Raw genomic sequence first — 24,652 nt, 5'->3', positions numbered from 1 at the left:
GATCGACCCTCGGCGGAACCGGTGGAGAAACGCACCGCCGAGCCTACCGTCGGTGCCGCGCCCGCCGTCGATTACTGTGCGGGCCATGCATTCTCTCGGCAGGATCTTCGGCATCGGACTCGTCGCGGCCGCCACCATCGCGACAGCGGCCTGCGGCTCCGACTCGGATTCCGGCGATGCGAGCACCACGACGGCCGGGGGCGCCACGGCGAGCACCGGTGTCGAATGCACCGCCGACGACGTGGTCGTCGACGGCGGCTACGGCGACGTCCCCACCATCACCATCCCCGACAGCTGCGACCCGCCGACCACCCTGATCACCAAGGACCTGGTGGCGGGCAACGGTCCGGGCGCGGCGGCCGGACAGCCGCTGACCATGAACTACGAGCTGGTCACCTGGTCGAACAAGGAGACCCTCGACAGCTCCTTCAAGCGCGGCACGCCCTTCCAGCTGACCCTCGGCGCCGGCCAGGTCATCGAGGGCTGGGACCAGGGTCTGCTCGGCGTCCAGCAGGGTGCGCGCAGGCTGCTGATCGTGCCGCCGGAGCTCGGCTACGGCGCGGGCGGCAACGGCGTCGCGCCGAACGAGACGCTCGTCTTCGTCACCGACGCGGTGCAGGTCGGCCGCTAGCGGCGGCCACAACCAACCGCCGATTGCACGACCGCCGAGGCGGTCAACTACCCTGGTCGGGATGCGTGCGCCGCACCGACTCATGGCGCGACGCCCCATGCGGGGACACCACCGAACTACGAACCAAGGAGCATGTCCGTGAAGAGCACCGTCGAGCAGCTGAGCCCGACCCGGGTCCGGATCAACGTCGAGGTGCCCTTCGAGGAGCTGAAGCCCGACTTCGACAAGGCGTACAAGGCACTGGCCCAGCAGGTCAAGATCCCCGGCTTCCGTCCCGGCAAGGCCCCGGCCAAGCTGATCGAGACCCGGGTCGGCCGTGGCGCCGTGCTCGAGCAGGTCGTCAACGACGCGCTGCCCGGCCGCTACGCCGAGGCCGTGCAGACCGCCGAGGTGAAGGTCATCGGCCAGCCCGAGATCGAGATCACCAAGATCGAGGACGGCGAGGAGCTCGCGTTCACCGCCGAGGTCGACGTGCGTCCCGAGATCGCCCTGCCCGACTACGCGGGCCTCGAGGTGACCGTCGATTCCTACACCATCGGCGACGCCGACATCGAGGACCAGCTCACCTCGCTGCGTCAGCGCTTCGGCACCCTGACCGGTGTCGAGCGCGCCGTGGCCGACGGCGACTTCGTCTCGATCGACCTGTCCGCCACCGTCGACGGCGAGGACGTCCCCGAGGCGGCCACCACCGGCCTGTCGCACGAGGTCGGTTCGGGCCAGCTGATCGAGGGGCTCGACGAGGCCGTCATCGGCCTGAAGGCGGGCGAGTCCAAGGACTTCACCTCCACCCTGGTCGCCGGCGATCACGCGGGCAAGGAAGCCGTGATCACCGTGACCGTGCAGTCGGTCAAGGAGCGCGAGCTGCCCGAGGCCGACGACGAGTTCGCCCAGCTGGCCAGCGAATTCGACACCATCGACGAGCTCAAGGAAGACCTGAAGGGTCGCGCCGAGCGCGTCAAGAAGGTCGAGCAGGCCGGTCAGATCCGTGACAAGGTGCTCGACACCCTGCTCGAGACCGTCGAGGTCCCGCTGCCCGAGGCCGTCGTCAAGGCCGAGGTCGACGCGGTGCTGCACGACGCCGTGCACGGCTTCGACCACGACGAGGCCAAGCTGGCCGAGGCGCTCGAGGCGCAGGGCTCCTCCCGCGAGGAGTTCGACAAGGACACCCAGGAAGCCGCCGAGAAGTCGGTGAAGACCCAGCTGCTGCTCGACGCCATCGCCGAGGCCGAGAACACCCAGGTCGGCCAGCAGGAGCTCACCGAGCGAATCCTGTTCCAGGCCCAGCGTTACGGCATGTCGCCGGAGCAGTTCATCCAGCAGGTGCAGCAGGCGGGCCAGCTCGGCGCGGTGTTCGCCGACGTGCGTCGCGGCAAGGCGCTGGCCGGTGTCGTCGGCCAGGTCAAGGTCACCGACTCCGAGGGCAATGTGGTCGACACCGCCGAAATGTTCGGTGACCCGGCCGATTCGGAGAACGAGCAGGTCGAGGCCGCCGCCGAGTAAATTCCGATGCCGGTGTGACCGGTTCCCCCCACGGGGTGATTGGATTGCGCTGTGAGCGAAGAAGGGCGGTACCGGGAGTTCGGTGCCGCCCTGCTTCGTTAGTGTTTGTGATGACGACGAACCGTATGGCCGTTAGCAATCGGTGAGAAGAGAAGGCAGGTATCCGTGACAAACAACCAGGCAGGGGTCATGACAGCCGCTACCGCTGGTCTCAACCTCAGTGATTCGGTGTACGAGCGGCTGCTGCGCGAGCGCATCATCTTCCTGGGCACCCAGGTCGACGACGACATCGCCAACAAGCTGTGCGCGCAGATCCTGCTTCTCGAGGCCGAGGATCCGACCAAGGACATCTCCCTCTACATCAACTCGCCCGGTGGTTCGGTCACCGCGGGCATGGCCATCTACGACACGATGCAGTTCGCCGAGTGCGACATCCGCACCGTCGCGATGGGTCTGGCCGCCTCGATGGGACAGTTCCTGCTCACCGCGGGCACCAAGGGCAAGCGTTTCGCGCTGCCGCACACCCGCGTCATGATGCACCAGCCCTCGGCGGGCATCGGTGGCTCGGCCGCCGACATCGCGATCATGGCCGAGCAGTTCGCCCACACCAAGCGAGAGCTCAACGAGCTGCAGTCGCTGCACACCGGCAAGTCGGTGGAGCAGGTGACCGAGGACGCGGACCGCGACCGCTGGTTCACGGCGAAGGAAGCCCTCGAATACGGCTTCATCGACCACGTGGTCACCCACGCGAACCAGGCGAAGTAGCGCAGGCGCGCCCCACACACTCGAGACAAGCTTGGAGACAAAGATGGCCAATCCGATCGACCCGCGCGGCCTCGGTGGCGTTGCCGCCGCGAACCCCCAGTCGCGCTACATCCTGCCGCAGTTCACCGAGCAGACGTCCTTCGGCGTCAAGACCTCGGACCCGTACAACAAGCTGTTCGAGGAGCGCATCATCTTCCTGGGCAACCAGGTCGACGACGTCTCGGCGAACGACATCATGGCGCAGCTGCTGGTGCTGGAGTCCCAGGACCCCGACCGCGACATCACCATGTACATCAACTCGCCCGGTGGCTCGTTCACCGCGCTGATGGCCATCTACGACACCATGCAGTACGTGCGCCCCGACGTGGTGACCGTCTGCCTCGGCCAGGCCGCCTCGGCCGCCGCGGTGCTGCTGGCCGCAGGCGCGCCCGGCAAGCGCGCCGCGCTGCCCAACGCGCGCATCCTGATCCACCAGCCGTCCTCGGGTGGCGTGCAGGGTCAGGTGTCCGACCTCGAGATCGCCGCGGCCGAGATCGAGCGGATGCGCCGCCTGATGGAGGTCACCATCTCGCGCCACACCGGCAAGTCCGAGGAGCAGGTCCGCAAGGACACCGACCGCGACAAGATCCTGACCGCCGAAGAGGCCAAGGAATACGGCATCGTCGACCAGGTCTTCGACTACCGGAAGCTCAGCGGTCAGAAGTGACACGCCCGGGCCCGTCGCCCGATCTGGGCGGCGGGCCCGTCTTTTTCCCGCGGGTCGGCTCACAATGGTGAGAACCCGCACAACCCTGAACAGAAACATGCGCGAGTTGTCGACCCTTCTCGCGCACACCAGGTACGGTCGACTCAGGGACCATTGCTCTGATTGACGGCACCGAAACGTATTTCCGGCCCAATCGGGGGACGACGGTCGCACTCGGACAAGGAAGTAGGGACCTACGAGATGGCGCGCATCGGAGACGGCGGCGATCTGCTGAAGTGCTCGTTCTGCGGAAAGAGCCAGAAGCAGGTCAAGAAGCTCATTGCGGGCCCCGGGGTCTATATCTGCGACGAGTGCATCGACCTGTGCAACGAGATCATCGAGGAAGAGCTGGCGGAGTCGAGCGAGGTCAAACTCGACGAGCTGCCCAAGCCTTCCGAGATCCGGGACTTCCTGGAGAACTACGTCATCGGCCAGGACACGGCCAAGCGCACGCTCGCGGTGGCGGTCTACAACCACTACAAGCGCATTCAGGCCGGTGACAAGGGCCGCGACAGCCGCGGCGAGGTCGTCGAGCTGATGAAGTCCAACATCCTGATGCTCGGCCCCACCGGCTGCGGCAAGACCTACCTCGCGCAGACGCTGGCCAAGATGCTGAACGTGCCGTTCGCCATCGCCGACGCCACCGCGCTCACCGAGGCGGGCTATGTCGGTGAGGATGTCGAGAACATCCTGCTGAAGCTGATCCAGGCCGCCGACTACGACGTCAAGCGCGCCGAGACCGGCATCATCTACATCGACGAGGTCGACAAGATCGCCCGCAAGAGCGAGAACCCCTCGATCACCCGCGATGTCTCGGGCGAGGGTGTGCAGCAGGCGCTGCTGAAGATCCTGGAGGGCACCCAGGCGAGTGTGCCGCCGCAGGGCGGTCGCAAGCACCCGCACCAGGAGTTCATCCAGATCGACACCACCAACGTGCTGTTCATCGTCGCGGGCGCGTTCGCGGGCCTGGAGAAGATCATCTCCGACCGCACCGGCCATCGCGGCATCGGCTTCGGCGCCGAGGTCCGCTCCAAGGCCGAGGTCGACACCGACGACCACTTCGCCGACGTGATGCCCGAGGACCTGATCAAGTTCGGTCTGATCCCCGAGTTCATCGGCCGCCTGCCGATCGTCGCCTCGGTGACGAACCTGGACAAGGAATCGCTGGTCAAGATCCTCTCCGAGCCGAAGAACGCACTGGTCAAGCAGTACGTTCGGCTGTTCGAGATGGACGGCGTCGACCTCGAGTTCACCCCGGACGCTCTCGAAGCGGTCGCCGACCAGGCGATCCTGCGCGGCACCGGCGCCCGTGGCCTGCGCGCCATCATGGAGGAAGTCCTGCTCCCGGTGATGTACGACATCCCCGGCCGCGACGACGTCGCCAAGGTGGTCGTCAACGGCGACACCGTCAGCGACAACGTCCTGCCGACCATCGTCCCCCGCAAGGCCCAGCGCACCGAGCGCCGCGAGAAGTCGGCGTAGCCACCCAGCAACCACGAAGCGCCCGCCGGATCCGATCCGGCGGGCGCTTCGCTGTGTGTGTGGTTCAGGTGTTGTTGGGGGCCAGATCACCCATGCGGGGCGCGGCCAGGAGATCGTCGGCGTCGTCGGCCGGGATCTCGGCCGAGGCGCGGGCGATGGCGGTGGCGTAGCGGGCGCTGGCGGCGTTGTGGATGAGCAGGGCCACGCCGATCATCACCGGGGCCACGGCGTGCACTGCCGCGTCGTACCAGTTGCCCGCGCTCAGGTGGGGGTAGGTGTTGAGGGCGATGGTGAGGGTGAGCAGGAACATCTCGGCGACCATCACCTGGGTGCGGTTGCCGATCACGCCCCACTCCGAGACGCGGGTGGTGCCGATCATGATGATGATCAGGCAGACGCTGATCATCGCCTCCAGGCCGAAGCTGGCCCAGTAGAGCGGGTCACTGGGGCCGCCGGGGGCGATGTTGTGCTGGACGTTCACCGCCGACCACAGCATGCCCGCGATCACGACGCCGGCCAGCGCGCGCAGCGACCAGGTGCGGTGCTGGTAGAGCGAGGCCAGCCGGGCGCGCGGATTGGATTCGCGGCGCTGGGCGGCGATCGCCTTGCGGGCCAGCATCAGGTCGGCCATCTCGGCCCGCTCGAGCTCCTCGGTGGTCTCGCGCAGCCGGTCGGCGTGGGTGGAGGCGGCCTTGATCTGCTTCCAGCGCTGATCGCGCTCGTAGGTGCGGATCTTCTCGGCTAGTTCGCGCTCGGCGCGCAGTTCGTCTTCCGAGAGCGCGTCGGTCAGTGCCGGGTCGGACTGGTAGCTGATCCGCCGCCTGGCTCGGTCGACCCGGTCGGGCAGCGAGACGACCTCGTCGTCGAGCGGGTGTTCCTCGCGCATCGCAACTCCAGTCAGCAAAAGTGTTCGCCGGGTCGCGTCATTCTTAGCGCATCGAGCGGCGGAGAGCACATCCGCGGGCCGTTTCACCCCCGACCCGCGGACGCCGGAAAACCTCTGGCGCACAACTGTGTAGCTGTCTCGAGCACCTTCACCGGATACGGTGACGACCGGATGACCGGTCGCGCCCGGGGTCGAGGAGCTTCGCTGATCCTCCGTGGTTCGCCGTTGAACCTTGATCCCGTGAAGTGCTTCTGCTGGTGTGTCGTCGCAGGTGGGTGCGGCGTTACGGCCGCGGAAAGTGGCCGGTGATTCGGCGCCGGGTGCCCATCGTGGCCACCATCCTTTCGTCCGTTTGGTCCGTCTTGCAGGGCGTTCACCCATTACGACGGGCCGGGCACGCAAAACTCATCGGCGTATCCTCGCGGTGTGTCGGACTGGTGCTGCCGATCCTGTGCTGTTTACTCGGTCCGTCAATCAGATGTTCGAGTGACGAGTGGAAGCGGAGGAGACATGGCACTGCCTACGATGACCGCCGAACAGCGCACCGAGGCGTTGGCCAAAGCGGCTGCCGTGCGCAAGGCGCGCTCGGAACTGATCGGCAAGGTGAAGGAGGGCAAGGTCACCGTCGCCGATCTGCTCAAGAAGGCCGACAGCGACGATCTGGTCAAGAAGACCAAGGTCGCTGCCGTGATCAAGGCGTTGCCGGGCGTTGGCCCGGTGAAGGCCGCCAAGCTGATGGATCAGGCCGAGATTCCCGAGGATCGCCGCATCGGCGGCCTCGGTGCTCGCCAGCGCGCGGCCCTGCTCGACGCCCTCGAGGCCTGAGCCGAATCGCGATCCGGCGCCCGTGGAACAGACCACGGGCGTCGGGATGGTCTGTGCCGCCGAGCCCGGATCAGACGCAGTAGGTGAGCAGGAAATCGTTGATGCGCAGGCGCCAGCCCGGCTGCAGTTCGATGGGCAGGGTGCCGACGCGCGACCAGCGCTCGCTGTCGGGGGCGGCGAAGAAGGTACCGGACGTGGCGGGGGCCTCCCGGACGAACACCTTGCCGCGGTCGGGCGCGACGAACGCGTGGACCCGGGAGACGAGCCGGTCGCGTTCGATCAGGATGGGGGTTGCCGCGGCGGCACGCACCGATTCGTCGCCGGAGGGGTTGCGGCCGAGCACATAGGACCGATCCAGGGGGTAGCTGAGCCCGTCCTCGGTGACGAGGGCGCCGCGCGGGCTGCTCGGACCGCTCTGCTGCGCCTTGCTCAGTGCGACGGGCCCGGACCGTTGCGCGGCATCGAGCGACTGTGACCAGGCCAGGGGAGCGTGGTTCGCGGGAGTACTGCGCTGACCGGTGCTGACGGTCGCGCCGTCGCCGGTGTCGGGACGAGCGCCCGCGCTCACCGTCTTGCTCTCCGGACCACTCTCCGGCCCGCCCTGTTCGGCTTCGGGCAGGTGGCCGGTGGCCGGACCGGGCGCCGGGAAGCCCGCGGTCGCGGGCAGCGAATCGTCTGGTGCGCTGGGTTCGCGCAGGGCACGAAAGCCGGTCGCTTCGGTCGGTGGGGGTTCGTCGGCGGTCTCGACGCGGCGCGGCGCCGGATTGCGGCGACGGCCGAGGGTGAGGACGAAACCGTTGCCGTTGACGATGCCCGCCCGCAGATCGGTGCGCGGATTGGCGCTGGTCGGGTCGGCCATCTCGGCGCCGACCGCGATCCGCCGGACCGGTTCGCGGATGATCTCGTCGACCCAGGTGAAGGCCCGGTCACCGGCCAGTCTGCGGTTGCCCTCGGCGCCGGAGATCTCGGCGATCACCGCGCCGCGCAACAGGATCAGCATGCCGTCGCCCGTCGGCGCCAGCACACCGAACGGCGGCGGGGCGGACGTGCCGCCGAAGACGACACCGGCCAGTCGCTGCGCCAGTGCCGCGCCGGGCGCCGAGGCCGCGGTGTTGTTGGCGACGGTCTCGACGGCGCCGAGGAGACGATCGGTGGACGGGGTCTCCCCCGCGAGATAGACGACCACGTCACCGAAACGGGCGACAATTCCCGTCCCCGGCACGATGGCCACGGTGGACGAATGCGCGTGCATCAACGCCTCCTTCTCGGACCGGCCTCTGCCAGCATAGATGGCCGGGCGCTCGGCGATAAGGGGACCGACGGTGCCGGGCGGCCCGCGGTATCGAATCCGCTGGTCAGGGAATCCCCTGGTACGCAACGGCGTCGGTGCCGGCCGGTGGACCGATGTGGTGAGCCGGTGGTGGGCGAACATCGGCGGGCAGATTCTCGAACATTGTTCGTGCCAAACGGCGTTCGACGGCTGCGTATCATCGGGGCATGAACGCCGCACCCGTCAGTCGCCGGGCCCGACCGGCGAAAGCCCCGTTGAGCCGCGACATCGTCATCGAGACCGGTCTGCGCATCCTCGACACCGAGGGCCTCGCCGCGCTCACCATGCGCCGCGTCGCGCAGGAACTCGACACCGGCGCCGCCTCGCTCTACGTCTACGTCGCCAATCGCGACGACCTGATGACCGGCATGCTCGACCACGTCCTCGCCGGGGTCCCCGCGCCGACCGGGGGCGATTGGCGGCAGCGACTCACCGCCCTGGTCGAGACGACCGTCGACGCACTGGCCCGCCACGAAGGCCTCGCCCTCGTCGCCTTCGGCCGCATCCCCGCCACCGAACACGCGCTCGGCCTGATCGAACAGCTGCTCGCCCTGCTGCGCGAAGGCGGACTCGATCCGGCCACCGCCACCTGGGCCGTCGACCTCGTCCACCTGCACATCACCGCCGAGGCCGCCGAGCAGGCCGCCTACAACACCAGGGGCGGCGCCGAGGCCGACCACCTCGCCGAGATCTCCCGGCGCTTCGCCGAACTGCCCGCCGAGCGGTATCCGACCATCGTCGCGCTGCGCTCGCACATGCTCGAGGGCGACGGTGACGAGCGCGCCCGCTGGGCCCTGCGCACCGTGCTCAACGGCATCCTCGCGACGCCGGTCGTCCGATGACGCGCACGTGTGCGGCGATCCGGCCCGCCACCGAGGACGAGATCGAACTCCTGCAGCGGATCGAGGAGCGTGCCGGGGCGCCGTTCGCTGGGATCGGCATGCACGCGGTGGCCGAGGACGAGCCGCCGCCGCGAGAGGTGTTGCGGGCCTTCATCGTCGAGGGGCGGGCGTGGGTGTGGTCCGATGCCGACGACCGGCCGGTCGGCTATCTGGTGTTGAGTCTGGTGGATGGTCAGGCTCATATCGACCAGGTCTCCGTCGATCCCGCGCATGCTGGTCAGCGGATCGGTAAGCGGTTGATCGACCATGCGGTGTGCTGGTCGAAAAGCCTCGGGTTGCGGGAGATCACCCTCACCACGTTCACCCAGGTGCCGTGGAACGGGCCGTACTACGAGCGACTCGGGTTCACCTATATCGCGGCCGCGGACGAGCCGCCGGGGCTGCGTGCGATCCGCGCGACGGAGTCGGCCAACGGGCTCGATGAATGGCCGCGGGCGTGTATGCGCGCGGATCTGGCCACGTGGGTTCTCGACTGAGGTGGTCGTGGTCAGCGGGGGATCGGGGTGTTGCGGGTGAAGGCGGCCTCGGCGGCGGGGAGGGCGGCTTCGCGGTCGGCGGGGATCAGGCCGATGCGGGTGCGGCGGTCCAGGAGGTCGTCGACGGTGAGGGCGGCTTCGTGGGTGATGGCGAAGTCGAATTCGGCGGCGGTGACGTCGATGCCGGGGGCTACGGGCTCGCGGAGGGCGGGGTCGGCGAGCCAGGCCGAGACGATGTGGGTCGCTTCGCTGCCGTAGCGCTCGATGAGGACGGTGGGGGCGTCGATGCGGTCGCGGGCCGCGCCGGTGACGGCGCCGACCAGGGGCAGGCGGGTGGTGCGGCAGTCGGCCGCGGGGAGGGCCGACCGGGCGACGGCGGCGTCGACGGCGTCCTGCGCCATCTGGCGGTAGGTGGTGAGTTTGCCGCCGACGATGGTGATCAGGCCGTCGGGTGCGGTGAGGACGGCGTGTTCGCGGGAGATGTCGGCGGTGCTGTCGTCGGCGGTCTGCAGCAGCGGGCGCAGGCCGGCGAAGCGGCCGCGGATGTCGGCGCGGGTCAGCGGTTCGCGCAGGGCGGTGTTGATGGTGTCGAGCAGGAAGTCGACCTCGGCCTCGGTGGGCTGCGGCTCGTCGGGGATCGGGCCGGGCGCGTCCTCGTCGGTCAGGCCCAGGTAGACGCGGCCGTGAGCGGCGGGCAGGGCGAAGACGAAGCGGCTGATGCTGCCGGGCACCGGCACCGTGAGGGCCGCGCTCAGGCCACCGAAGGCGGCGGCGTCGAACACCAGGTGGGTGCCGCGGCTCGGGCGCAGTTCGATGCTGTGGTCGAGCTCGCCCGCCCACACACCGGTCGCGTTGATCACCGCGCGGGCCCGCACCTGCAGGGTCTCACCGGTCAGGCCATCGCGCAGCTGGACCGAGTCACCGGTCGCGGTAACGGCTTCCATCCGGGTGAGCACGGTCGCGCCCTCGGCGGCGGCGGTGCGGGCCAGCGCGACGACCAGGCGCGCGTCGTCGACGAGCTGACCGTCCCACGCCTGCAGACCACCACGCAGCCCTTCGCGGCGCACGGTCGGGGCGAGGCGCAGCGCCTCGGCGGCCGCGACCCGGCGCGAGCGGGGCAGGGTGTCGGCCGAGGTGCGTGCCGCGATCCGCAACGCGTCACCGGCGGCGAAACCGGCACGGATCAGTGAACTCTGCGACCCCTTGATACCGGGCAGCAGCGGCACCAGCTGGGGGAGGGGACGCACCAGATGCGGTGCGGTGGTGCGCAACAGGATGCCGCGCTCGACCGCGCTCTCGTGCGCGATGCCGACGCGTCCGCTGGCCAGATAGCGCAGGCCGCCGTGCACCAGTTTCGAACTCCAGCGGCTGGTGCCGAACGCGAAGTCGTTGCGCTCGACCAGCAGGGTGCGCAGGCCGCGCGCGGCCGCGTCGAGGGCCGCGCCGGTGCCGGTCACGCCGCCGCCGATCACCACCACGTCGACCTCGGGACGATCACCGAGGGCGGTCAGTTCGGCCGTGCGTCGCGCCGCGTCGAGAGCGGGCGTGGAATCAGGAGTCATCGCAGTCCTTGTCGCGTAACGGGAGTAGGTAACCCTCGATCGCCCTCGACAACTCGGCATCGAATTCCGCACCGGCCAGCAGCGGCTCGACCGTGCCCGCCGACTGCACCGCCGACTGGGTGATGAGCAGCAGCATGGTGGCCATCTGCTCGGCGTCACCGGCCCGGATCGACCCGTCGTCGTGACCGAGCCGGATCGAGGCCGCGAACAGCTCGATCAGCGTGCGCTGATTGCGGCCCAGCCTGCCGAACACGTAGGTCAGCATGAGGTCGGTGTCGGTGCGGAAGATCTTGGCGAACACCGCGTTCGACCGGATCGCGCCCGCGCCCGCGACGATGCCGCGCACCAGTCGCTCCCGGCCCAGGCCCGTGTCGGGCATGGTCTCGGCGACGATCGTGCGAAGTTCGCGCACCAGCAGTTCCGCGATCAGCGACCCGGTGTCGGGCCAGCGCCGATAGACCGTCGGTCGGCTGACACCCGCGCGGCGCGCCACCTCGGTGAGCGTGGTGCGACGCACCCCGAAATCGACGACGCAGGCCCGCGTGGCATCGAGAATCGCCACGTCGGTGGACGAGAGTTGCTGTTCAGCGTGGGTAGCGAGGTCGATCATCGTGCTTCACCGCCGGTGTGGTCGCGGACGCGGTGCTGCCGCGCCGTGGTCGAGCTGGAACGCCCAAGGGTATCGAGCGGGCCAGCGGGGTTGCCGTCGTGAATTCGTGGCCGTGACATCCGACAGTGATTCGGAAGCCACTCGAGGACATATCGTAGTGGTTACTGCTTGACACTATATGTCAGAATGTAACGCATGGTCGAGACGCAACACGAAAAGTCCGGATCTGCCACCGCGGCGCCGAGTATGGTGTGGGACGCCTGGGGTGTCCCCGCCGGACATCAGCCCCTGTCGGCGCAGATCCGGGGCCTGCTCACGCAGGTGTTCGGAATCTCGGGCGAGCCGGTGGCGCGTCGCGACGAGGGCGACGTGCCGCTGCGCCCCTCGGTCCTCACCGCCGCCGACCGCGACGGCCTCGGTGCCCTCGTCGGCGCCGAGAACCTCAGCACCGCCGACGTCGACCGGCTCCGGCACGCGGGCGGCAAGAGCACCCCCGATCTGCTGCGCCGCCGCGAGACCGAGCCGCAGGACGCCCCCGACGCCGTCGTCTTCCCCGCCGATCACGCCCAGGTGCTCGCGCTGCTGCGGTACTGCGCCGAGCACGGCATCGCGGTCGTCCCCTTCGGCGGCGGCACCAGCGTGGTCGGCGGCGTCGACCCGGTCCGCGGGCAGTTCGCCACCGTCATCGCGCTCGATCTGCGCAGGCTCGACACGCTCACCGAGGTCGATCCGGTCAGCGGCACCGCGACCCTCGGCGCCGGACTCACCGGGCCGCAGGCCGAGGAACTGCTCGGCGCGCACGGCCTCTCGCTCGGGCACTTTCCGCAGAGTTTCGAATTCGCCAGCATCGGCGGGTTCGCCGCCACCCGCTCCTCGGGGCAGGCGTCGGCCGGTTACGGCCGATTCGACGACATGGTGGTGCGCCTGGCGGTCGCGACGCCACAGGGCAGCCTCGACCTCGGTCGTGCGCCCGCCTCGGCGGCCGGGCCCGACCTGCGCGAACTGTTCGTCGGCTCCGAGGGCACGCTCGGCATCATCACCTCGGTGACCGTGCGCGTGCATCCGGTGCCGGAAACCACTGCCTACCAGGCTTGGTCGTTCCCCGACTTCGCCACCGGCGCGGCCGCGCTGCGCGGCGTCGTGCAGACGGGCGCGGCGCCGACCGTGCTGCGCCTGTCCGACGAGGCCGAGACCGGACTGAACCTGGCCCGCTCCGGTGACGTCGGCGGCAACCCGGTCTCGGGCTGCCTGGCCATCACCACCTTCGAGGGCACCGCGGCCCATGTCGCCGCCCGCTCGGCCGAGGCACAGGCACTGCTGACCGCGGCCGGTGGCACCGCGCTCGGGGAGGCGCCCGCGCGCCAGTGGGAGCACGGCCGCTTCGCCGCGCCCTACCTGCGCGACGCGCTGCTCGACGTGGGCGTGCTGTGCGAGACGCTCGAAACCGCGACCAGCTGGGCGAATCTGGACAACCTGAAGACGAAGGTCACCGCCGCGCTCACCGACGCGCTCGGTGCCCAGGGCACCCCGGCGCTGGTCATGTGCCACATCTCGCACACCTACCCGAGCGGCGCCTCGCTGTACTTCACCGTGGTCGCCAAGCAGCTCGACGATCCGATCGCGCAGTGGCGCCTGGCCAAGACCGCGGTCGGCGACGCCATCGTGGCCGCGGGTGGCACCATCACCCATCATCACGCCGTCGGTGCCGACCATCGCCCGTGGATGGATGCCGAGGTCGGTGACCTCGGCGTCCGGGTACTGCGCGCGGTGAAACGCGAACTCGACCCCGCCGGGGTGCTCAATCCTGGAAAGCTGGTGCCGTGAGCGAACATTCGGTGCGGCGGGTGCTGGTCGTCACCAACCCGCATTCCGGGGCCGGACGGGGCGACGGCGTCGCCGAGGCCGTGCTGGACACGCTGTTGTCGCACGGCATCGAGGTGGCCGAGGTGCGTGCGCCGAGCGCGGCCGAATCGGTCGAAGAGGTCAGGGCGGCGGTGGCGAATCCGGCCAGGCGACCCGATGCCGTGGTCTGTGTCGGCGGTGACGGGCTGATGAACGTGCTGCTGGCGGCCGTCGCGCACAGTGGTGTACCGCTGGGCCTGGTGCCCGCGGGCACCGGCAACGACCTGGCCCGCGAGCTCGGCATCCCGACCGGCGATCCGCGCGCCGCCACCGAGATCGTGCTCCGCGGGCGTGCCCGCACCATCGACCTGGGCCGGATCGAATCGGCCTATGCGACACCGACCTGGTTCGCCACGGTCGTCGGCACCGGGTTCGACGCGCGAGTCACCCTGCGGGCCAACAAGATGCGCTACCCGCGCGGACCGCTGCGCTACACCGTCGCCGCGATCGCCGAACTGATGCGCGGCTACACCCTTCCGTTCACGATCGAGATGTCCGGCCTGGCGCCCGGCGCGCAGGACAACCCGCCCGGGGATCACACGGTGTTGCGCACCGACGCGGTGATGGCCCCGATCGGCAACACCCGCACCTACGGCGGCGGCATGCTGGTGTGCCCCGACGCCCTCGCCGACGACGGCTACCTCGACATCACCGTGGTCGGCGCGGTGTCGCGGCTGGAGATGGCGCGACTGCTGCCCGCGCTGTCGGCGGGCAAGCGCATCGACCATCCCTCCACCAAGCGCTACCGTGCCCGGCGCATCACCGTGAGCGCCGACGGCGGCTACGCCACGGCCGACGGGGAACCCGCCGGGATGCTGCCGGTCACCGTGCAGGCGATGCCAGGGGCGTTGACGGTCCTGGTGCCGTGAGCCGCTGACGCGCGATTGCATGGCGGCGTCCGCCGTCGGCTCGGCCCGCGGCTGGGCACGGCCTCGGCGGCGAGCCGGGTCAGTGGGCGGTGAAGGTGATGCGGGAGACGGTGCTCAGGGCCGGGCGGTCGATGATCACCGCGGAGGCCGAGGGCAGGGCGGCGGTCGACGCGTGGCCGGGTCCGCGGGCACCGAGGTCGCGCATCATGCGTTCCCAGCGGCGGACGTGGGCCGTGAAGGCCAGGCCGTTGACGAGTCGGCCCCGGGTGACCTGACCCACCCTGGCCTGCGTCGCGGGCACATCGATCAGCACCAGGTGCAGTTCACGTCCGCCCGCGCGGGTCCAGCGGGTGATCAGCGCGCGGCTCCAGGCGAAGGTGGCGCAGTCGTGGATGGCGACCGGGCCCTCGGTCTCGCGCAGGGTGTCGCGGATCGCGCGGTAGTGCGCCAGGTGCACCAGCGGCCGCCACAGCGCGTAGGGCAGGCGGCCGAAGCGGTGGCGTAGCCGGTTGCGGGTGTGGTTCGAGTCGAGTACCAGCGCACCGGCGGCGGAGCGCACCGGGCGGTCGGCGTCGGGACCGGCGGCGAAGAAGCGGTGTAGCGCAGTGGATTTGCCCGCGCCGGGCACGCCGGCGAAGACCAGCACGGTGGTGGCGGGATAGCGGAGTTCGTCGACTTCGGCCGCCCGGAGATCGACCAGGTCGACCGGGGCGATGATCCGCGGCTGGGCGGAGCGGGAAGTGAACGGGGGTGTGGAATCGAGCGGGGGCGTCACCCTCACCAGAATCCGGGAAAACGGACAATTCGGCAATCGGGGATTTCCCGGATTGTTTCCCGGACAGGCTTGTGGGACAACAACTTCCGCGTGTCGTCGGCGTGGCGTTGGGAGGTGTCACCATCGCGGCTGTTCATTCTGTTCAGTGAAGCTGAGAATTGCATATGGATTCGGTTGGCCGGGGGGAATGGCCGGTAGGATCACAGGTGTAGACGGAATCGTCGGTGTCCCTCATCCACCGACGATTCCGTCTCTGTTTTTGGAGCGCTGGCGCGCTCGAGTTCGCGCCCCCCGGCGGTCCCGACGATCAGGCACCGTTTCTTGCTCCTTCGTCGCCTACGAAACGGCGCCTGATCGTCGGGACGGGCGCGAACCGCCGCTGCGCGGCGATCCCTCCTCGAGGTCGGGATGTGCGGGGCCGGTAAAGCGGTGGGGTCGGGGTGGGTAAATCGCTTTGCCGGGGCCCCTTAGGATTGGGGCGTGACCAGCGCAGCCCCAGACAACTCGCGTAATCGTGCCGATGCCCTGCCCAAGAGCTGGAACCCCAGCGAGGTAGAGGCCGACCTGTACGAGGGCTGGGTAAACGCCGGATACTTCGCCGCCGACACCTCCTCGGCCAAGCCGCCGTACTCGATCGTGCTGCCGCCGCCGAACGTCACCGGCACGCTGCACATGGGGCACGCGCTCGACCACACCCTGATGGACCTGCTCACCCGCCGCAAGCGGATGCAGGGCTACGAGGTGCTGTGGCTGCCGGGCATGGACCACGCGGGCATCGCCACCCAGTCGGTGGTGGAGAAGCAGCTGGCCGCCGACGGCAAGACCAAGGAAGAGTTCGGCCGCGAGCTGTTCATCGACAAGGTGTGGGACTGGAAGCGCGAGTCCGGCGGTCAGATCCAGGGGCAGATGCGTCGCCTCGGTGACGGCGTGGACTGGAGCCGCGACCGGTTCACCATGGACGACGGCCTCTCCCGCGCGGTGCAGACCATCTTCAAGCGGCTCTACGACGCGGGGCTGATCTACCGCGCCGAGCGGCTGGTCAACTGGTCGCCGGTGCTGCAGACCGGCATCTCCGATCTCGAGGTGGACCACAAGGAGGTCGACGGCGAGCTCGTGAGCCTGCGTTACGGCTCGCTGAACGACGACGAACCGCACGTCATCGTGGCCACCACCCGGGTGGAGACCATGCTCGGCGACACCGCGGTGGCCGTGCACCCCGACGACGAGCGGTACAAGGCGCTCATCGGGTCCACCGTGTACCACCCGATCACCGGCCGCCAGATCCCGATCGTCGCCGACGACTACGTCGACCCGGAGTTCGGTTCCGGCGCGGTCAAGATCACCCCGGCGCACGACCCCAACGACTTCGAACTCGGCCTGCGCCACGGCCTGCCCATGCCGACGATCATGGACAAGAGCGGCCGGATCGCCGACAGCGGAACCGAATTCGACGGCATGGACCGCTTCGAGGCCCGCGTCAAGATCCGCGAGCGCCTCGACGCCGAAGGCCGCATCGTCGGCCGCAAGTACCCCTACAAGCACCAGGTCGGTCACTCGGAGCGCTCCGGCGAGCCGATCGAGCCGCGCCTGTCGATGCAGTGGTGGGTCAAGGTCGAGGCGCTGGCCAAGGCCGCCGGTGACGCGGTGCGCGAGGGCGACGTGAAGATCCACCCGGCCAGCCAGGAACCGCGCTGGTTCGACTGGGTCGACAACATGCACGACTGGACCATCTCGCGTCAGCTGTGGTGGGGCCACCGCATCCCGATCTGGTACGGCCCCGAGGGCGAGATCGTGTGCCTCGGCCCCGGCGAGGAAGCGCCGGAGGGCTGGGTACAGGACCCCGACGTGCTCGACACCTGGTTCTCCTCGGGCCTGTGGCCGTTCTCCACGATGGGCTGGCCCGACGCCACGCCCGAGCTGGCCAAGTTCTATCCGACCAGCGTCCTCGTCACCGGCTACGACATCCTCTTCTTCTGGGTGGCCAGGATGATGATGTTCGGCATGTACGTCAGCGACGACCCGGTGCTCACCGCCGGGAAGGGCAGCCAGAAGCAGGTGCCCTTCCAGGATGTGTTCCTGCACGGCCTGATCCGCGATCAGCACGGCAAGAAGATGTCGAAGTCGCGCGGCAACGGCATCGACCCGCTGGACTGGATCAACGCCTACGGCGCCGACGCGCTGCGCTTCACCCTGGCCCGCGGCGCCCAGCCCGGCGGTGACCTCTCCGTCGGCGAGGCGCACGCGCTGGCCTCGCGCAGCTTCGTCACCAAGCTGTTCAACGCCACCAAGTTCGCGCTGATGAACGGCGCGCGCACCGGCGAACTGCCCGCGCGCGAGACCCTCACCGACGCCGATCGCTGGATCGTCGACCGGCTCGACCAGGTCCGCGCCGAGGTCGACACCGCCTTCGACGCCTACGAGTTCGGCAAGGCCTGCGAGGCGCTCTACCACTTCGCCTGGGACGAACTGTGCGACTGGTACCTGGAGCTGTCGAAGGTGCAGTTCGCCGAGTCCGACGCGCGCGCCGAGAGCACCGCCGTGGTGCTGGGCACCGTGCTCGACGCGGTGCTGCGCCTGCTGCACCCGGTGATCCCGTTCGTCACCGAGACCCTGTGGAAGACCCTCACCGGCGGCGAATCCGTGGTGATCGCCCCGTGGCCGCAGGCCAGTGGCGTCGCCACCGACGAGGTCGCGGCCCAGCGGGTGGCCGACACCCAGCGCCTGATCACCGAGATCCGCCGGTTCCGCGGCGACCAGGGCCTGGCCGACAAGCAGAAGGTCAAGGCCAGGCTGGCCGGGCTCGACGCGGCCGGGCTCACCGGATTCGCCGGCTCGGTGGCCAATCTGGCCCGGCTCACCGAGCCGGGCGAGGACTTCGCCACCACCGCCGAGGTGGAGGTGCGCCTGTCCGGCGCGACGGTCACCGTGGAGCTCGACACCTCCGGCGCGATCGACCTCGACGCCGAGCGCCGCCGCCTGGAGAAGGACCTCGCGGTCGCGCAGAAGGACCTCGACCAGACCACGGCGAAACTGGCCAACGAGGCCTTCCTGGCCAAGGCGCCGCAGCCGGTCGTCGACAAGATCACCGGCCGCCGCGATGTGGCCGCCGCCGAAGTCACGCGCATCGGCGCCCGACTGGCGGAGCTGAGCGCCAAGTGAGCGACACCGGCGACCTCGGCCCCGGCGAACCCGAGGACGCTGACTTCGGCGGCAGCGACTACGAAGCGGCCCGGCTCGGTACCGGGCCCTCGCCGGTCGACCTCGCCGAGATGGCGCTGGTGGAGGCCGAACTCGACAAGCGCTGGCCGGAAACCAAGATCGAACCGTCGCTGACCAGGATCAGCACGCTGATGGACCTGCTCGGCACCCCCCAGCGCAACTACCCGGCCATCCACATCGCGGGCACCAACGGCAAGACCTCGGTGACCAGGATGATCGACGCCCTGCTCACCGCGTTGCACCGGCGCACCGGCCGGATCACCAGCCCGCACCTGCAGCTGGCCACCGAGCGGATCAGTATCGACAACACCCCGATCACCCCGGCCCGCTACGTGGAGACCTACCACGAGCTCGAGCCCTACCTGGCGATGATCGACCAGCAGTCCGCGGCGGCGGGCGGCCCGGCCATGAGCAAGTTCGAGGTGCTCACCGGCATGGCCTACGCCGCGTTCGCGGAGGCGCCGGTCGACGTGGCGGTCGTGGAAACCGGCATGGGCGGCACCTGGGACGCCACCAATGTGATCGACGCGCAGGTCGCGGTGATCACCCCGATCGGCCTCGACCACATGGACTACCTCGGCCCCGATCTGGAGTCGATCGCCAAGGAGAAGGCCGGGATCATCAAGCGCGCTCCCGAGGCGCTGATCCCGGTCGACACCGTGGCCGTCATCGCCGAGCAGGAGCCCGAGGTGATGGACGTGCTGCTGCGTCGCGCCGTCGAGGCCGACGCGGCGGTGGCCCGCGAGGGCGCGGAGTTCCGGCTGCTGGAACGCGCCGTCGCCGTCGGTGGACAGCTGCTGACCCTGCAGGGGCTCGGCGGCGTCTACGACGAGATCTTCCTGCCGCTGCACGGCGAACACCAGGCCCGCAACGCGGCGCTGGCGCTGGCCGCGGTGGAGGCGTTCTTCGGCGCCGGTGCCGAGCGTCAGCTCGACATCGAGGCCGTGCGCGCCGGTTTCGCCGGGGTGGCCAGTCCGGGCCGGATGGAACGGATGCGCAACGCGCCGACCATCTTCGTCGACGCCGCGCACAATCCGGCGGGCGCGCAGGCGCTCGCGAACACGCTCACCACCGAGTTCGACTTCCGCAAGCTGGTCGGCGTCGTCGCCGTGCTCGGCGACAAGGACGCCGGTGGCATCCTGGACGCGCTCGAGCCGGTCTTCGACGAGATCGTGGTCACCAGCAACGGGTCGCCGCGGGCCATGGACGTCGACGCGCTGGCCGACCTGGCCGTGCAGCGCTTCGGCGACGAACGGGTGATCACCGCCGACACCCTGCCCGACGCGCTGGAATCGGCGATCGCGCTGGCCGAGCAGGCGGGCGACGACGGCGACGTGATCTCCGGCGCGGGCGTGGTGGTCACCGGTTCGGTGGTCACCGCGGGCGCGGCGCGCGCCCTGTTCGGAAAGGGACCAGCATGACCGACGTACCCCCGCCCGCCACCGATCCGTGGAAGGGGCTGCGCGGCGTCATGGCGGGCACCCTGGTCCTCGAGGCCATCGTGGTGTTGCTGGCGCTGCCCGTGGTCGCCGATGTCGGCGGCGGCGTCACCTGGTTCTCCGGCACTTATCTCGTCGGGCTCGCGGTGGCGATGTTCCTCGGCGCGGGGGTGCAGGGCAAATCGTGGGCGATCCCGTTCAACCTCGGCCTGCAGGTCCTGCTGCTGGCGGGCGCGTTCATCCATCTGTCCATCGGCATCATCGGCCTGGTGTTCGTCGCGGTGTGGGCATTCATCCTGGCGCTGCGCGCGGACGTGCAGCGCCGCATGGACGCGGGACTGTTGCCGAGTCAGCGGATGAAGCGCACGGAGTCCTGAGCCGGGGCTTCGGGGGCCGATCGGCACAGTGCCGCGGGCGACGCTAGTGTTACCGCGTGACTGAGCAGACTTTGGTACTCATCAAGCCGGACGGTGTCTCCCGTGGCCTCGTCGGCGAGGTGCTCGCGCGCATCGAGCGCAAGGGCCTCACCATCAAGGCGCTGGAACTGAAGAACGTGTCCGCCGAGCTGGCCGGCGAGCACTACGCCGAGCACGCCGAACGGCCGTTCTTCGGCTCGCTGATCGAATTCATCACCTCCGGCCCCGTCGTGGCGGCCGTACTGGAGGGCCCGCGCGCGATCGCGGCGTTCCGTCAGCTCGCCGGCGGCACCGATCCGGTCGAGAAGGCCGTGCCCGGCACCATCCGCGGCGACTTCGGTCTGGAGACCCAGTACAACCTCGTCCACGGTTCCGACTCGCCCGAGTCCGCCAAGCGCGAGATCGCGCTCTGGTTCCCCGAATTCCCTGCTTGATCCCGCTGTCCTCGCTCGTCGCGTCCGGTGCGGACGCGGCGGGCTCGAGCGGCCGGGGTACGCGTGCGTTGCGCCGATGGCGATCCCCGCGCGACCCGTATGGGATACTGAGTACGGATGTGTTCGAAGCCGATGCCCCCGCTGCCCCGACCGGGCGGGCGGTGACAGCCTGTCGCGCAGGTACGTGACAGCGGCCCCGGACATGACCGGATGACACCGCGGTAGATGCCGATCATCGCTGCCACGGACGACCCTGTTGCTGGGGCCGACCGCCCAGGCACGCTGGATGAGCGCTCGACAGCGCGGCGTCACGCCGTACAGCCAGGCGCCGCGTGACCGGTTGGCCCGCCACACGAACGATCATGGTGCGACCGGAAGCGCGGGGCGAGACCAGATGACCCTCGTACCATCGGGTACGAGGTGCACGGACGATGCCCCCGCGTCGGCCGCGTCACTCCCGTACCGGGGAGGGACGCGCCCGGGGGCCCGAGGAGACTTCGTGGCCGAAAAAGAGCCGCTGGACACAACACAACAGGATGCCGATCAATTGCCGGAGCGAATTCGAGTTCATGCACTGGCCAAGCGGTTGGGAGTGACCAGCAAGCGCATCCTGGCCAAACTGGCCGAACTGGGAACCGAGGCGCGCAGCGTCCAATCGAATGTGGATCGCGCGGTCGCCGAGACCGTGCGCGACGCGATCGCCGCCGCTGACGCCGAATCCGGCGAATCCCCGGCCACCCCGTCGGCGGCGCCCGCCGCCACCCCATCCGCCGCCGAGCAACCGGCCGACTCGACCAGCGCGCCGTCGCTGTTCTCCGCGCCCGAGGTCGCGCGCACCGACGAGGTGTTCGCCGCGATGGCCGACGACGCGCACACCGGTCTGTTCACCCACCGGCCCACCGACGCCCCCGCGCCGGCCGAGCCGGTGACCTTCGAGGCGCCCGCCTTCACCGCGCCGCTGTTCCTGCCGCCGGACGCGACCGCCGCCGAGGAGACCCGCAAGCGCCGCCGCGCCGAGCGCACCCCCAAGCGGACCGAGGAGCCTGCCCCGGCACCGGTCGAGGAAGCCGTCGTCGCGCCCGAACCGGCCGAGGACGAGTCCGACACCGATCAGTCCGATGCCACCGATCAGTCCGGCGACAACGACGCCGACGGTCAGCCGCGTCGCCGTCGTCGTGGCCGTCGTGGCCGCGGTCGTGGCCGGGGCGAGCAGTCCGCCGACGGTGACGACACCGAGGGCGACGGCGAGTCCGACACCGAGACCGCCGACACCGACGACGACACCACCGCGTCGACCGAGGCGAGCACCGACGAGGCCGAGCAGGCCGACACCGATGCCGATGCCGACAGCGACGACGAGGACGGATCGCTGCCCGAGGGCGCGAGCCGTCGGCGTCGCCGTCGTCGCCGCCGCAAGGTCGGCGGGGATTCCGGCGATGCCGAGGCGGCCTCGGAGGACGATCCGCCCAACACCGTCGTGCACGAGCGCGAGCCGCGCAACAAGAGCCGCGGCCGCTCCTCCTCGGGTTCCTCCGACGAGGTGCAGGGCATCTCCGGTTCCACCCGGCTCGAGGCCAAGCGGCAGCGTCGGCGCGACGGCCGCGAGGCCGGGCGTCGTCGTCCGCCGATCCTGACCGAGTCGGAGTTCCTGGCCCGCCGCGAGGCGGTCGACCGGGTGATGGTCGTGCGCGAGAAGGCGTTCGATCCGGCCGAGCACGCGCCCGGTCACCAGACCACCACCCAGGTGGCGGTGCTCGAGGACAACATCCTCGTGGAGCACTTCGTCACCAGTTCCGGTCAGGCGTCGATGGTGGGCAATGTCTACCTCGGCCGGGTGCAGAACGTGCTGCCCAGCATGGAGGCCGCGTTCATCGACATCGGCCGCGGCCGCAACGGCGTGCTCTACGCCGGTGAGGTGAACTGGGAGGCCGCCGGGCTCGGCGGCAAGGAGCGCAAGATCGAGCAGGCGCTCAAGCCCGGCGATCAGGTGCTGGTGCAGGTGTCCAAGGACCCGGTGGGTCACAAGGGCGCCCGCCTGACCACCCAGATCAGCCTGGCCGGTCGCTTCCTGGTGTACGTGCCGGGCGGTACCTCCACCGGGATCAGCCGCAAGCTGCCCGACACCGAGCGCAAGCGGCTCAAGGAGATCCTGCGCGAGATCGTGCCCGCCGATGCCGGGGTGATCATCCGCACCGCCTCGGAGGGTGTGAGCGAGCCCGAGCTGGCTCGCGATGTCGAGCGGCTGCAGGCCACCTGGCGCACCATCGAAGAGGCCTCGAAGAGCTCCAAGGACTCCAACACACCCAAGGCGCTCTACGAAGAGCCCGACATGCTGGTCAAGGTCATCCGCGATCTGTTCAACGAGGACTTCGCCAAGCTCGTCATCGAGGGCGAGCGCGCGTGGAGCACCGTTGAGACCTACGTGCGCACCGTCGCGCCGGACCTGCTGCCGCGGGTGAACCGGCACGAGAACAACGGCGTGGACGTCTTCGGTAGCTATCGCATCGACGAGCAGCTGGCCAAGGCGCTCGACCGCAAGGTGTGGCTGCCCTCGGGCGGCACCCTGGTGATCGACCGCACCGAGGCGATGACCGTCGTCGACGTCAACACCGGCAAGTTCACCGGTTCGGGTTCGTCGAACCTGGAGGAGACGGTCACCAAGAACAACTTGGAGGCCGCCGAGGAGATCGTGCGCCAGATGCGGCTGCGCGACATCGGCGGCATGATCGTCGTCGACTTCATCGACATGGTGCTCGAGTCGAATCGCGACCTGGTGCTGCGTCGGCTCACCGAGGCGCTGGGCCGGGATCGCACCCGCCACCAGGTCTCGGAGGTCACCTCGCTGGGTCTGGTCCAGATGACCCGCAAGAAGCTGGGCACCGGCCTGGTCGAGGCGTTCTCCACCACCTGCGAGCACTGCCACGGACGCGGCATCATCGTGCACTCCTACCCGGTGGACGCCGGGTCCGGTGTCGAGGAGCCGCGTGCCAAGGAGGGCGGTTCGCGCCGTCGTCGTGGCAAGGACAAGGACCGGGACAAGGCGCCCGCCGCGGCCGCCGCCCCGGCGAGCAACGGCACCGCACCGGCCGCCGAGCACGAGGAGGAGGACATCGCGGTCAAGCGGGCCCATCCGGTCGCGCTCGCGATGGCCGCTCATCACGGTGACGACGGCGAGCCCACCGAGGAGGCGACGGCGCAGGCCGAACCCGCCGAGGAGACCGTCGCCGAGCCGACCAGGTCGCGGTCGCGTTCGCGGTCGCGTCGGGCCAGTCGCAGTGCCGCCGCGCAGGAGGCGGCGGAGAGCCCCGCGCTGACCGGGGTCATCGCGGCGGACGAGCCGGAGCCGGCCACCGAGGACACCGCCGTGGCGGCGACCACGGTCACCGAGCCCGCACCGGCCACCGAGGTGGCGCAGGCCGAGCCGGACGAGCAGCCCGAGCCCGAGCCGAAGGTCGAGCCCGCGCAGGCCGACGCGGAGCCGCAGGCCGCACCCGCCGCCGAGGAGCCCGCCGCACGGGCGCCCCGCAGGCGCCGGGTGGCCCGCTCGACCGCGGCCCCCGCACCGGACAGTGCGGGCGCGGTGTTCGTGCTGTCGGCGAACGAGCAGCCCGCCGCGGCGGTCGTCGACTTCGCCGCGGAGCCCGTGGTCGTCCCGGAACGCAAGCCGCGCCGTCGCGCGGTGGGTCGTCCCGCGGGCGCTCCGGCCGCCGAATCGAATTGACCCGGTGCCCCCGATTCGGCCCTGACCGGCCGAATTGGGGGAGGGGTTACCGTTCTGGTAACCTAGGTCGGTCGCTGCCCCGCGATTGGGCATCTGGCCGAGTGGCCGGGTGATACCGCAGGCAGCCAACGTTCTTCCCCCGCTCGTGCGGGGATGAGCCCAG

At 69.9% G+C, this 24,652-nt stretch carries 20 protein-coding genes; 15 read left to right on the top strand and 5 right to left on the bottom strand.

Annotation, left to right across the window (positions count from 1 at the left end; genetic code table 11):
* The first annotated feature begins 85 nt into the window (after window positions 1–85).
* The 5 genes from ACFVVM_RS25415 to clpX all read left to right on the top strand — a co-directional run bounded on the left by ACFVVM_RS25415 (window position 86) and on the right by clpX (window position 5,123).
* Window positions 86–631, top strand: coding sequence for an FKBP-type peptidyl-prolyl cis-trans isomerase (locus ACFVVM_RS25415; RefSeq protein WP_387622924.1), 546 nt, complete (start codon window positions 86–88; stop codon window positions 629–631).
* 138 nt (window positions 632–769) lie between these two features.
* Window positions 770–2,131: a trigger factor gene (gene tig, locus ACFVVM_RS25410; RefSeq protein ID WP_387622921.1), complete on the top strand. Its 1,362-nt coding sequence runs from the start codon at window positions 770–772 to the stop codon at window positions 2,129–2,131.
* Window positions 2,132–2,320: 189 nt separating this feature from the next.
* Complete coding sequence (locus ACFVVM_RS25405) at window positions 2,321–2,896, top strand: ATP-dependent Clp protease proteolytic subunit (RefSeq protein WP_387622919.1); 576 nt, start codon at window positions 2,321–2,323, stop codon at window positions 2,894–2,896.
* A gap of 43 nt (window positions 2,897–2,939) precedes the next feature.
* A complete protein-coding gene (locus ACFVVM_RS25400) occupies window positions 2,940–3,602 on the top strand; it encodes an ATP-dependent Clp protease proteolytic subunit (RefSeq protein ID WP_387622917.1) in 663 nt (220 codons plus the stop codon).
* Between the two features lie 240 nt (window positions 3,603–3,842).
* Window positions 3,843–5,123 (top strand): ATP-dependent Clp protease ATP-binding subunit ClpX, encoded by a 1,281-nt coding sequence (gene clpX, locus ACFVVM_RS25395; protein ID WP_071926882.1) that lies wholly within the window; start codon window positions 3,843–3,845, stop codon window positions 5,121–5,123.
* 64 nt (window positions 5,124–5,187) lie between these two features.
* On the opposite strand, the gene ACFVVM_RS25390 is transcribed toward clpX, so the two are convergent.
* Window positions 5,188–6,009 (bottom strand): hypothetical protein, encoded by an 822-nt coding sequence (locus ACFVVM_RS25390; protein ID WP_387622914.1) that lies wholly within the window; start codon window positions 6,007–6,009, stop codon window positions 5,188–5,190.
* A 510-nt stretch (window positions 6,010–6,519) separates the two neighbouring features.
* Here ACFVVM_RS25390 and mihF point away from each other — a divergent pair.
* On the top strand, window positions 6,520–6,834 hold the full coding sequence (mihF, locus tag ACFVVM_RS25385) for an integration host factor, actinobacterial type (RefSeq protein ID WP_019045768.1): 315 nt from the start codon (window positions 6,520–6,522) through the stop codon (window positions 6,832–6,834).
* Window positions 6,835–6,904: 70 nt separating this feature from the next.
* Here mihF and ACFVVM_RS25380 read toward each other — a convergent pair whose 3' ends face one another.
* Window positions 6,905–8,086, bottom strand: a complete 1,182-nt coding sequence (locus ACFVVM_RS25380; RefSeq protein ID WP_387622911.1) for an FHA domain-containing protein — start codon at window positions 8,084–8,086, stop codon at window positions 6,905–6,907.
* A 245-nt stretch (window positions 8,087–8,331) separates the two neighbouring features.
* Between ACFVVM_RS25380 and ACFVVM_RS25375 the strand changes: the two genes are divergently transcribed.
* Together ACFVVM_RS25375 and ACFVVM_RS25370 are read left to right on the top strand one after the other, a co-directional pair.
* Window positions 8,332–9,006 (top strand): TetR/AcrR family transcriptional regulator, encoded by a 675-nt coding sequence (locus ACFVVM_RS25375; RefSeq protein WP_387622908.1) that lies wholly within the window; start codon window positions 8,332–8,334, stop codon window positions 9,004–9,006.
* The gene (locus tag ACFVVM_RS25370) at window positions 9,003–9,542 is read left to right on the top strand and encodes a GNAT family N-acetyltransferase (RefSeq protein ID WP_387622905.1); all 540 of its coding nucleotides are present in this window, start codon (window positions 9,003–9,005) and stop codon (window positions 9,540–9,542) included. Before ACFVVM_RS25375 ends, ACFVVM_RS25370 begins: the two co-directional genes overlap by 4 nt.
* An 11-nt stretch (window positions 9,543–9,553) precedes the next feature.
* Here ACFVVM_RS25370 and ACFVVM_RS25365 read toward each other — a convergent pair whose 3' ends face one another.
* Complete coding sequence (locus ACFVVM_RS25365; protein ID WP_387622902.1) at window positions 9,554–11,104, bottom strand: glycerol-3-phosphate dehydrogenase/oxidase; 1,551 nt, start codon at window positions 11,102–11,104, stop codon at window positions 9,554–9,556.
* Window positions 11,094–11,714 (bottom strand): TetR/AcrR family transcriptional regulator, encoded by a 621-nt coding sequence (locus ACFVVM_RS25360; RefSeq protein WP_387622900.1) that lies wholly within the window; start codon window positions 11,712–11,714, stop codon window positions 11,094–11,096. Before ACFVVM_RS25360 ends, ACFVVM_RS25365 begins: the two co-directional genes overlap by 11 nt.
* 195 nt (window positions 11,715–11,909) lie before the next feature.
* Between ACFVVM_RS25360 and ACFVVM_RS25355 the strand changes: the two genes are divergently transcribed.
* Complete coding sequence (locus ACFVVM_RS25355) at window positions 11,910–13,538, top strand: FAD-binding oxidoreductase (protein WP_387622898.1); 1,629 nt, start codon at window positions 11,910–11,912, stop codon at window positions 13,536–13,538.
* A complete protein-coding gene (locus tag ACFVVM_RS25350; protein ID WP_387622895.1) occupies window positions 13,535–14,485 on the top strand; it encodes a YegS/Rv2252/BmrU family lipid kinase in 951 nt (316 codons plus the stop codon). The genes ACFVVM_RS25355 and ACFVVM_RS25350 overlap by 4 nt, the downstream gene beginning before the upstream one ends.
* A gap of 79 nt (window positions 14,486–14,564) precedes the next feature.
* Here ACFVVM_RS25350 and ACFVVM_RS25345 read toward each other — a convergent pair whose 3' ends face one another.
* Entirely contained in the window at window positions 14,565–15,260 is a 696-nt protein-coding gene (locus tag ACFVVM_RS25345) for an AAA family ATPase (protein ID WP_387622893.1), read from the bottom strand.
* A 480-nt stretch (window positions 15,261–15,740) separates the two neighbouring features.
* Here ACFVVM_RS25345 and ACFVVM_RS25340 point away from each other — a divergent pair, with 480 nt between their 5' ends.
* The 5 genes from ACFVVM_RS25340 (at window position 15,741) to ACFVVM_RS25320 (ending at window position 24,489) form a co-directional block, all read left to right on the top strand.
* Window positions 15,741–18,419: a valine--tRNA ligase gene (locus ACFVVM_RS25340; protein WP_387622890.1), complete on the top strand. Its 2,679-nt coding sequence runs from the start codon at window positions 15,741–15,743 to the stop codon at window positions 18,417–18,419.
* Between the two features lie 110 nt (window positions 18,420–18,529).
* Window positions 18,530–19,900: a bifunctional folylpolyglutamate synthase/dihydrofolate synthase gene (locus tag ACFVVM_RS25335; protein ID WP_387623489.1), complete on the top strand. Its 1,371-nt coding sequence runs from the start codon at window positions 18,530–18,532 to the stop codon at window positions 19,898–19,900.
* Window positions 19,897–20,295 (top strand): DUF4233 domain-containing protein, encoded by a 399-nt coding sequence (locus ACFVVM_RS25330; RefSeq protein WP_387622887.1) that lies wholly within the window; start codon window positions 19,897–19,899, stop codon window positions 20,293–20,295. Before ACFVVM_RS25335 ends, ACFVVM_RS25330 begins: the two co-directional genes overlap by 4 nt.
* Before the next feature lie 56 nt (window positions 20,296–20,351).
* Window positions 20,352–20,768, top strand: coding sequence for a nucleoside-diphosphate kinase (gene ndk / locus ACFVVM_RS25325; RefSeq protein ID WP_067486226.1), 417 nt, complete (start codon window positions 20,352–20,354; stop codon window positions 20,766–20,768).
* A gap of 499 nt (window positions 20,769–21,267) precedes the next feature.
* The gene (locus ACFVVM_RS25320) at window positions 21,268–24,489 is read left to right on the top strand and encodes a translation initiation factor IF-2 N-terminal domain-containing protein (RefSeq protein ID WP_387622884.1); all 3,222 of its coding nucleotides are present in this window, start codon (window positions 21,268–21,270) and stop codon (window positions 24,487–24,489) included.
* Window positions 24,490–24,652: the final 163 nt, after the last annotated feature.

Origin of the sequence: Nocardia sp. NPDC058176 (assembly GCF_042883805.1) — a bacterium.
In the GTDB taxonomy this organism is placed as follows: Bacteria; Actinomycetota; Actinomycetes; order Mycobacteriales; family Mycobacteriaceae; genus Nocardia.
The sequence above is the reverse complement of the archived record's forward strand: the minus strand, read 5'-3'. Positions and strand labels throughout refer to the sequence as shown.

Coding starts and splice junctions, on each gene's coding strand:
- ACFVVM_RS25415 (WP_387622924.1), top strand. CDS start 86: ATGCATTCTCTCGGCAGGATCTTCGGCATCGGACTCGTCGCGGCCGCC.
- ACFVVM_RS25405 (WP_387622919.1), top strand. CDS start 2,321: ATGACAGCCGCTACCGCTGGTCTCAACCTCAGTGATTCGGTGTACGAG.
- ACFVVM_RS25400 (WP_387622917.1), top strand. CDS start 2,940: ATGGCCAATCCGATCGACCCGCGCGGCCTCGGTGGCGTTGCCGCCGCG.
- clpX (WP_071926882.1), top strand. CDS start 3,843: ATGGCGCGCATCGGAGACGGCGGCGATCTGCTGAAGTGCTCGTTCTGC.
- ACFVVM_RS25390 (WP_387622914.1), bottom strand. CDS start 6,009: ATGCGCGAGGAACACCCGCTCGACGACGAGGTCGTCTCGCTGCCCGAC.
- mihF (WP_019045768.1), top strand. CDS start 6,520: ATGGCACTGCCTACGATGACCGCCGAACAGCGCACCGAGGCGTTGGCC.
- ACFVVM_RS25380 (WP_387622911.1), bottom strand. CDS start 8,086: ATGCACGCGCATTCGTCCACCGTGGCCATCGTGCCGGGGACGGGAATT.
- ACFVVM_RS25375 (WP_387622908.1), top strand. CDS start 8,332: ATGAACGCCGCACCCGTCAGTCGCCGGGCCCGACCGGCGAAAGCCCCG.
- ACFVVM_RS25370 (WP_387622905.1), top strand. CDS start 9,003: ATGACGCGCACGTGTGCGGCGATCCGGCCCGCCACCGAGGACGAGATC.
- ACFVVM_RS25365 (WP_387622902.1), bottom strand. CDS start 11,104: ATGACTCCTGATTCCACGCCCGCTCTCGACGCGGCGCGACGCACGGCC.
- ACFVVM_RS25360 (WP_387622900.1), bottom strand. CDS start 11,714: ATGATCGACCTCGCTACCCACGCTGAACAGCAACTCTCGTCCACCGAC.
- ACFVVM_RS25355 (WP_387622898.1), top strand. CDS start 11,910: ATGGTCGAGACGCAACACGAAAAGTCCGGATCTGCCACCGCGGCGCCG.
- ACFVVM_RS25335 (WP_387623489.1), top strand. CDS start 18,530: ATGGCGCTGGTGGAGGCCGAACTCGACAAGCGCTGGCCGGAAACCAAG.
- ACFVVM_RS25330 (WP_387622887.1), top strand. CDS start 19,897: ATGACCGACGTACCCCCGCCCGCCACCGATCCGTGGAAGGGGCTGCGC.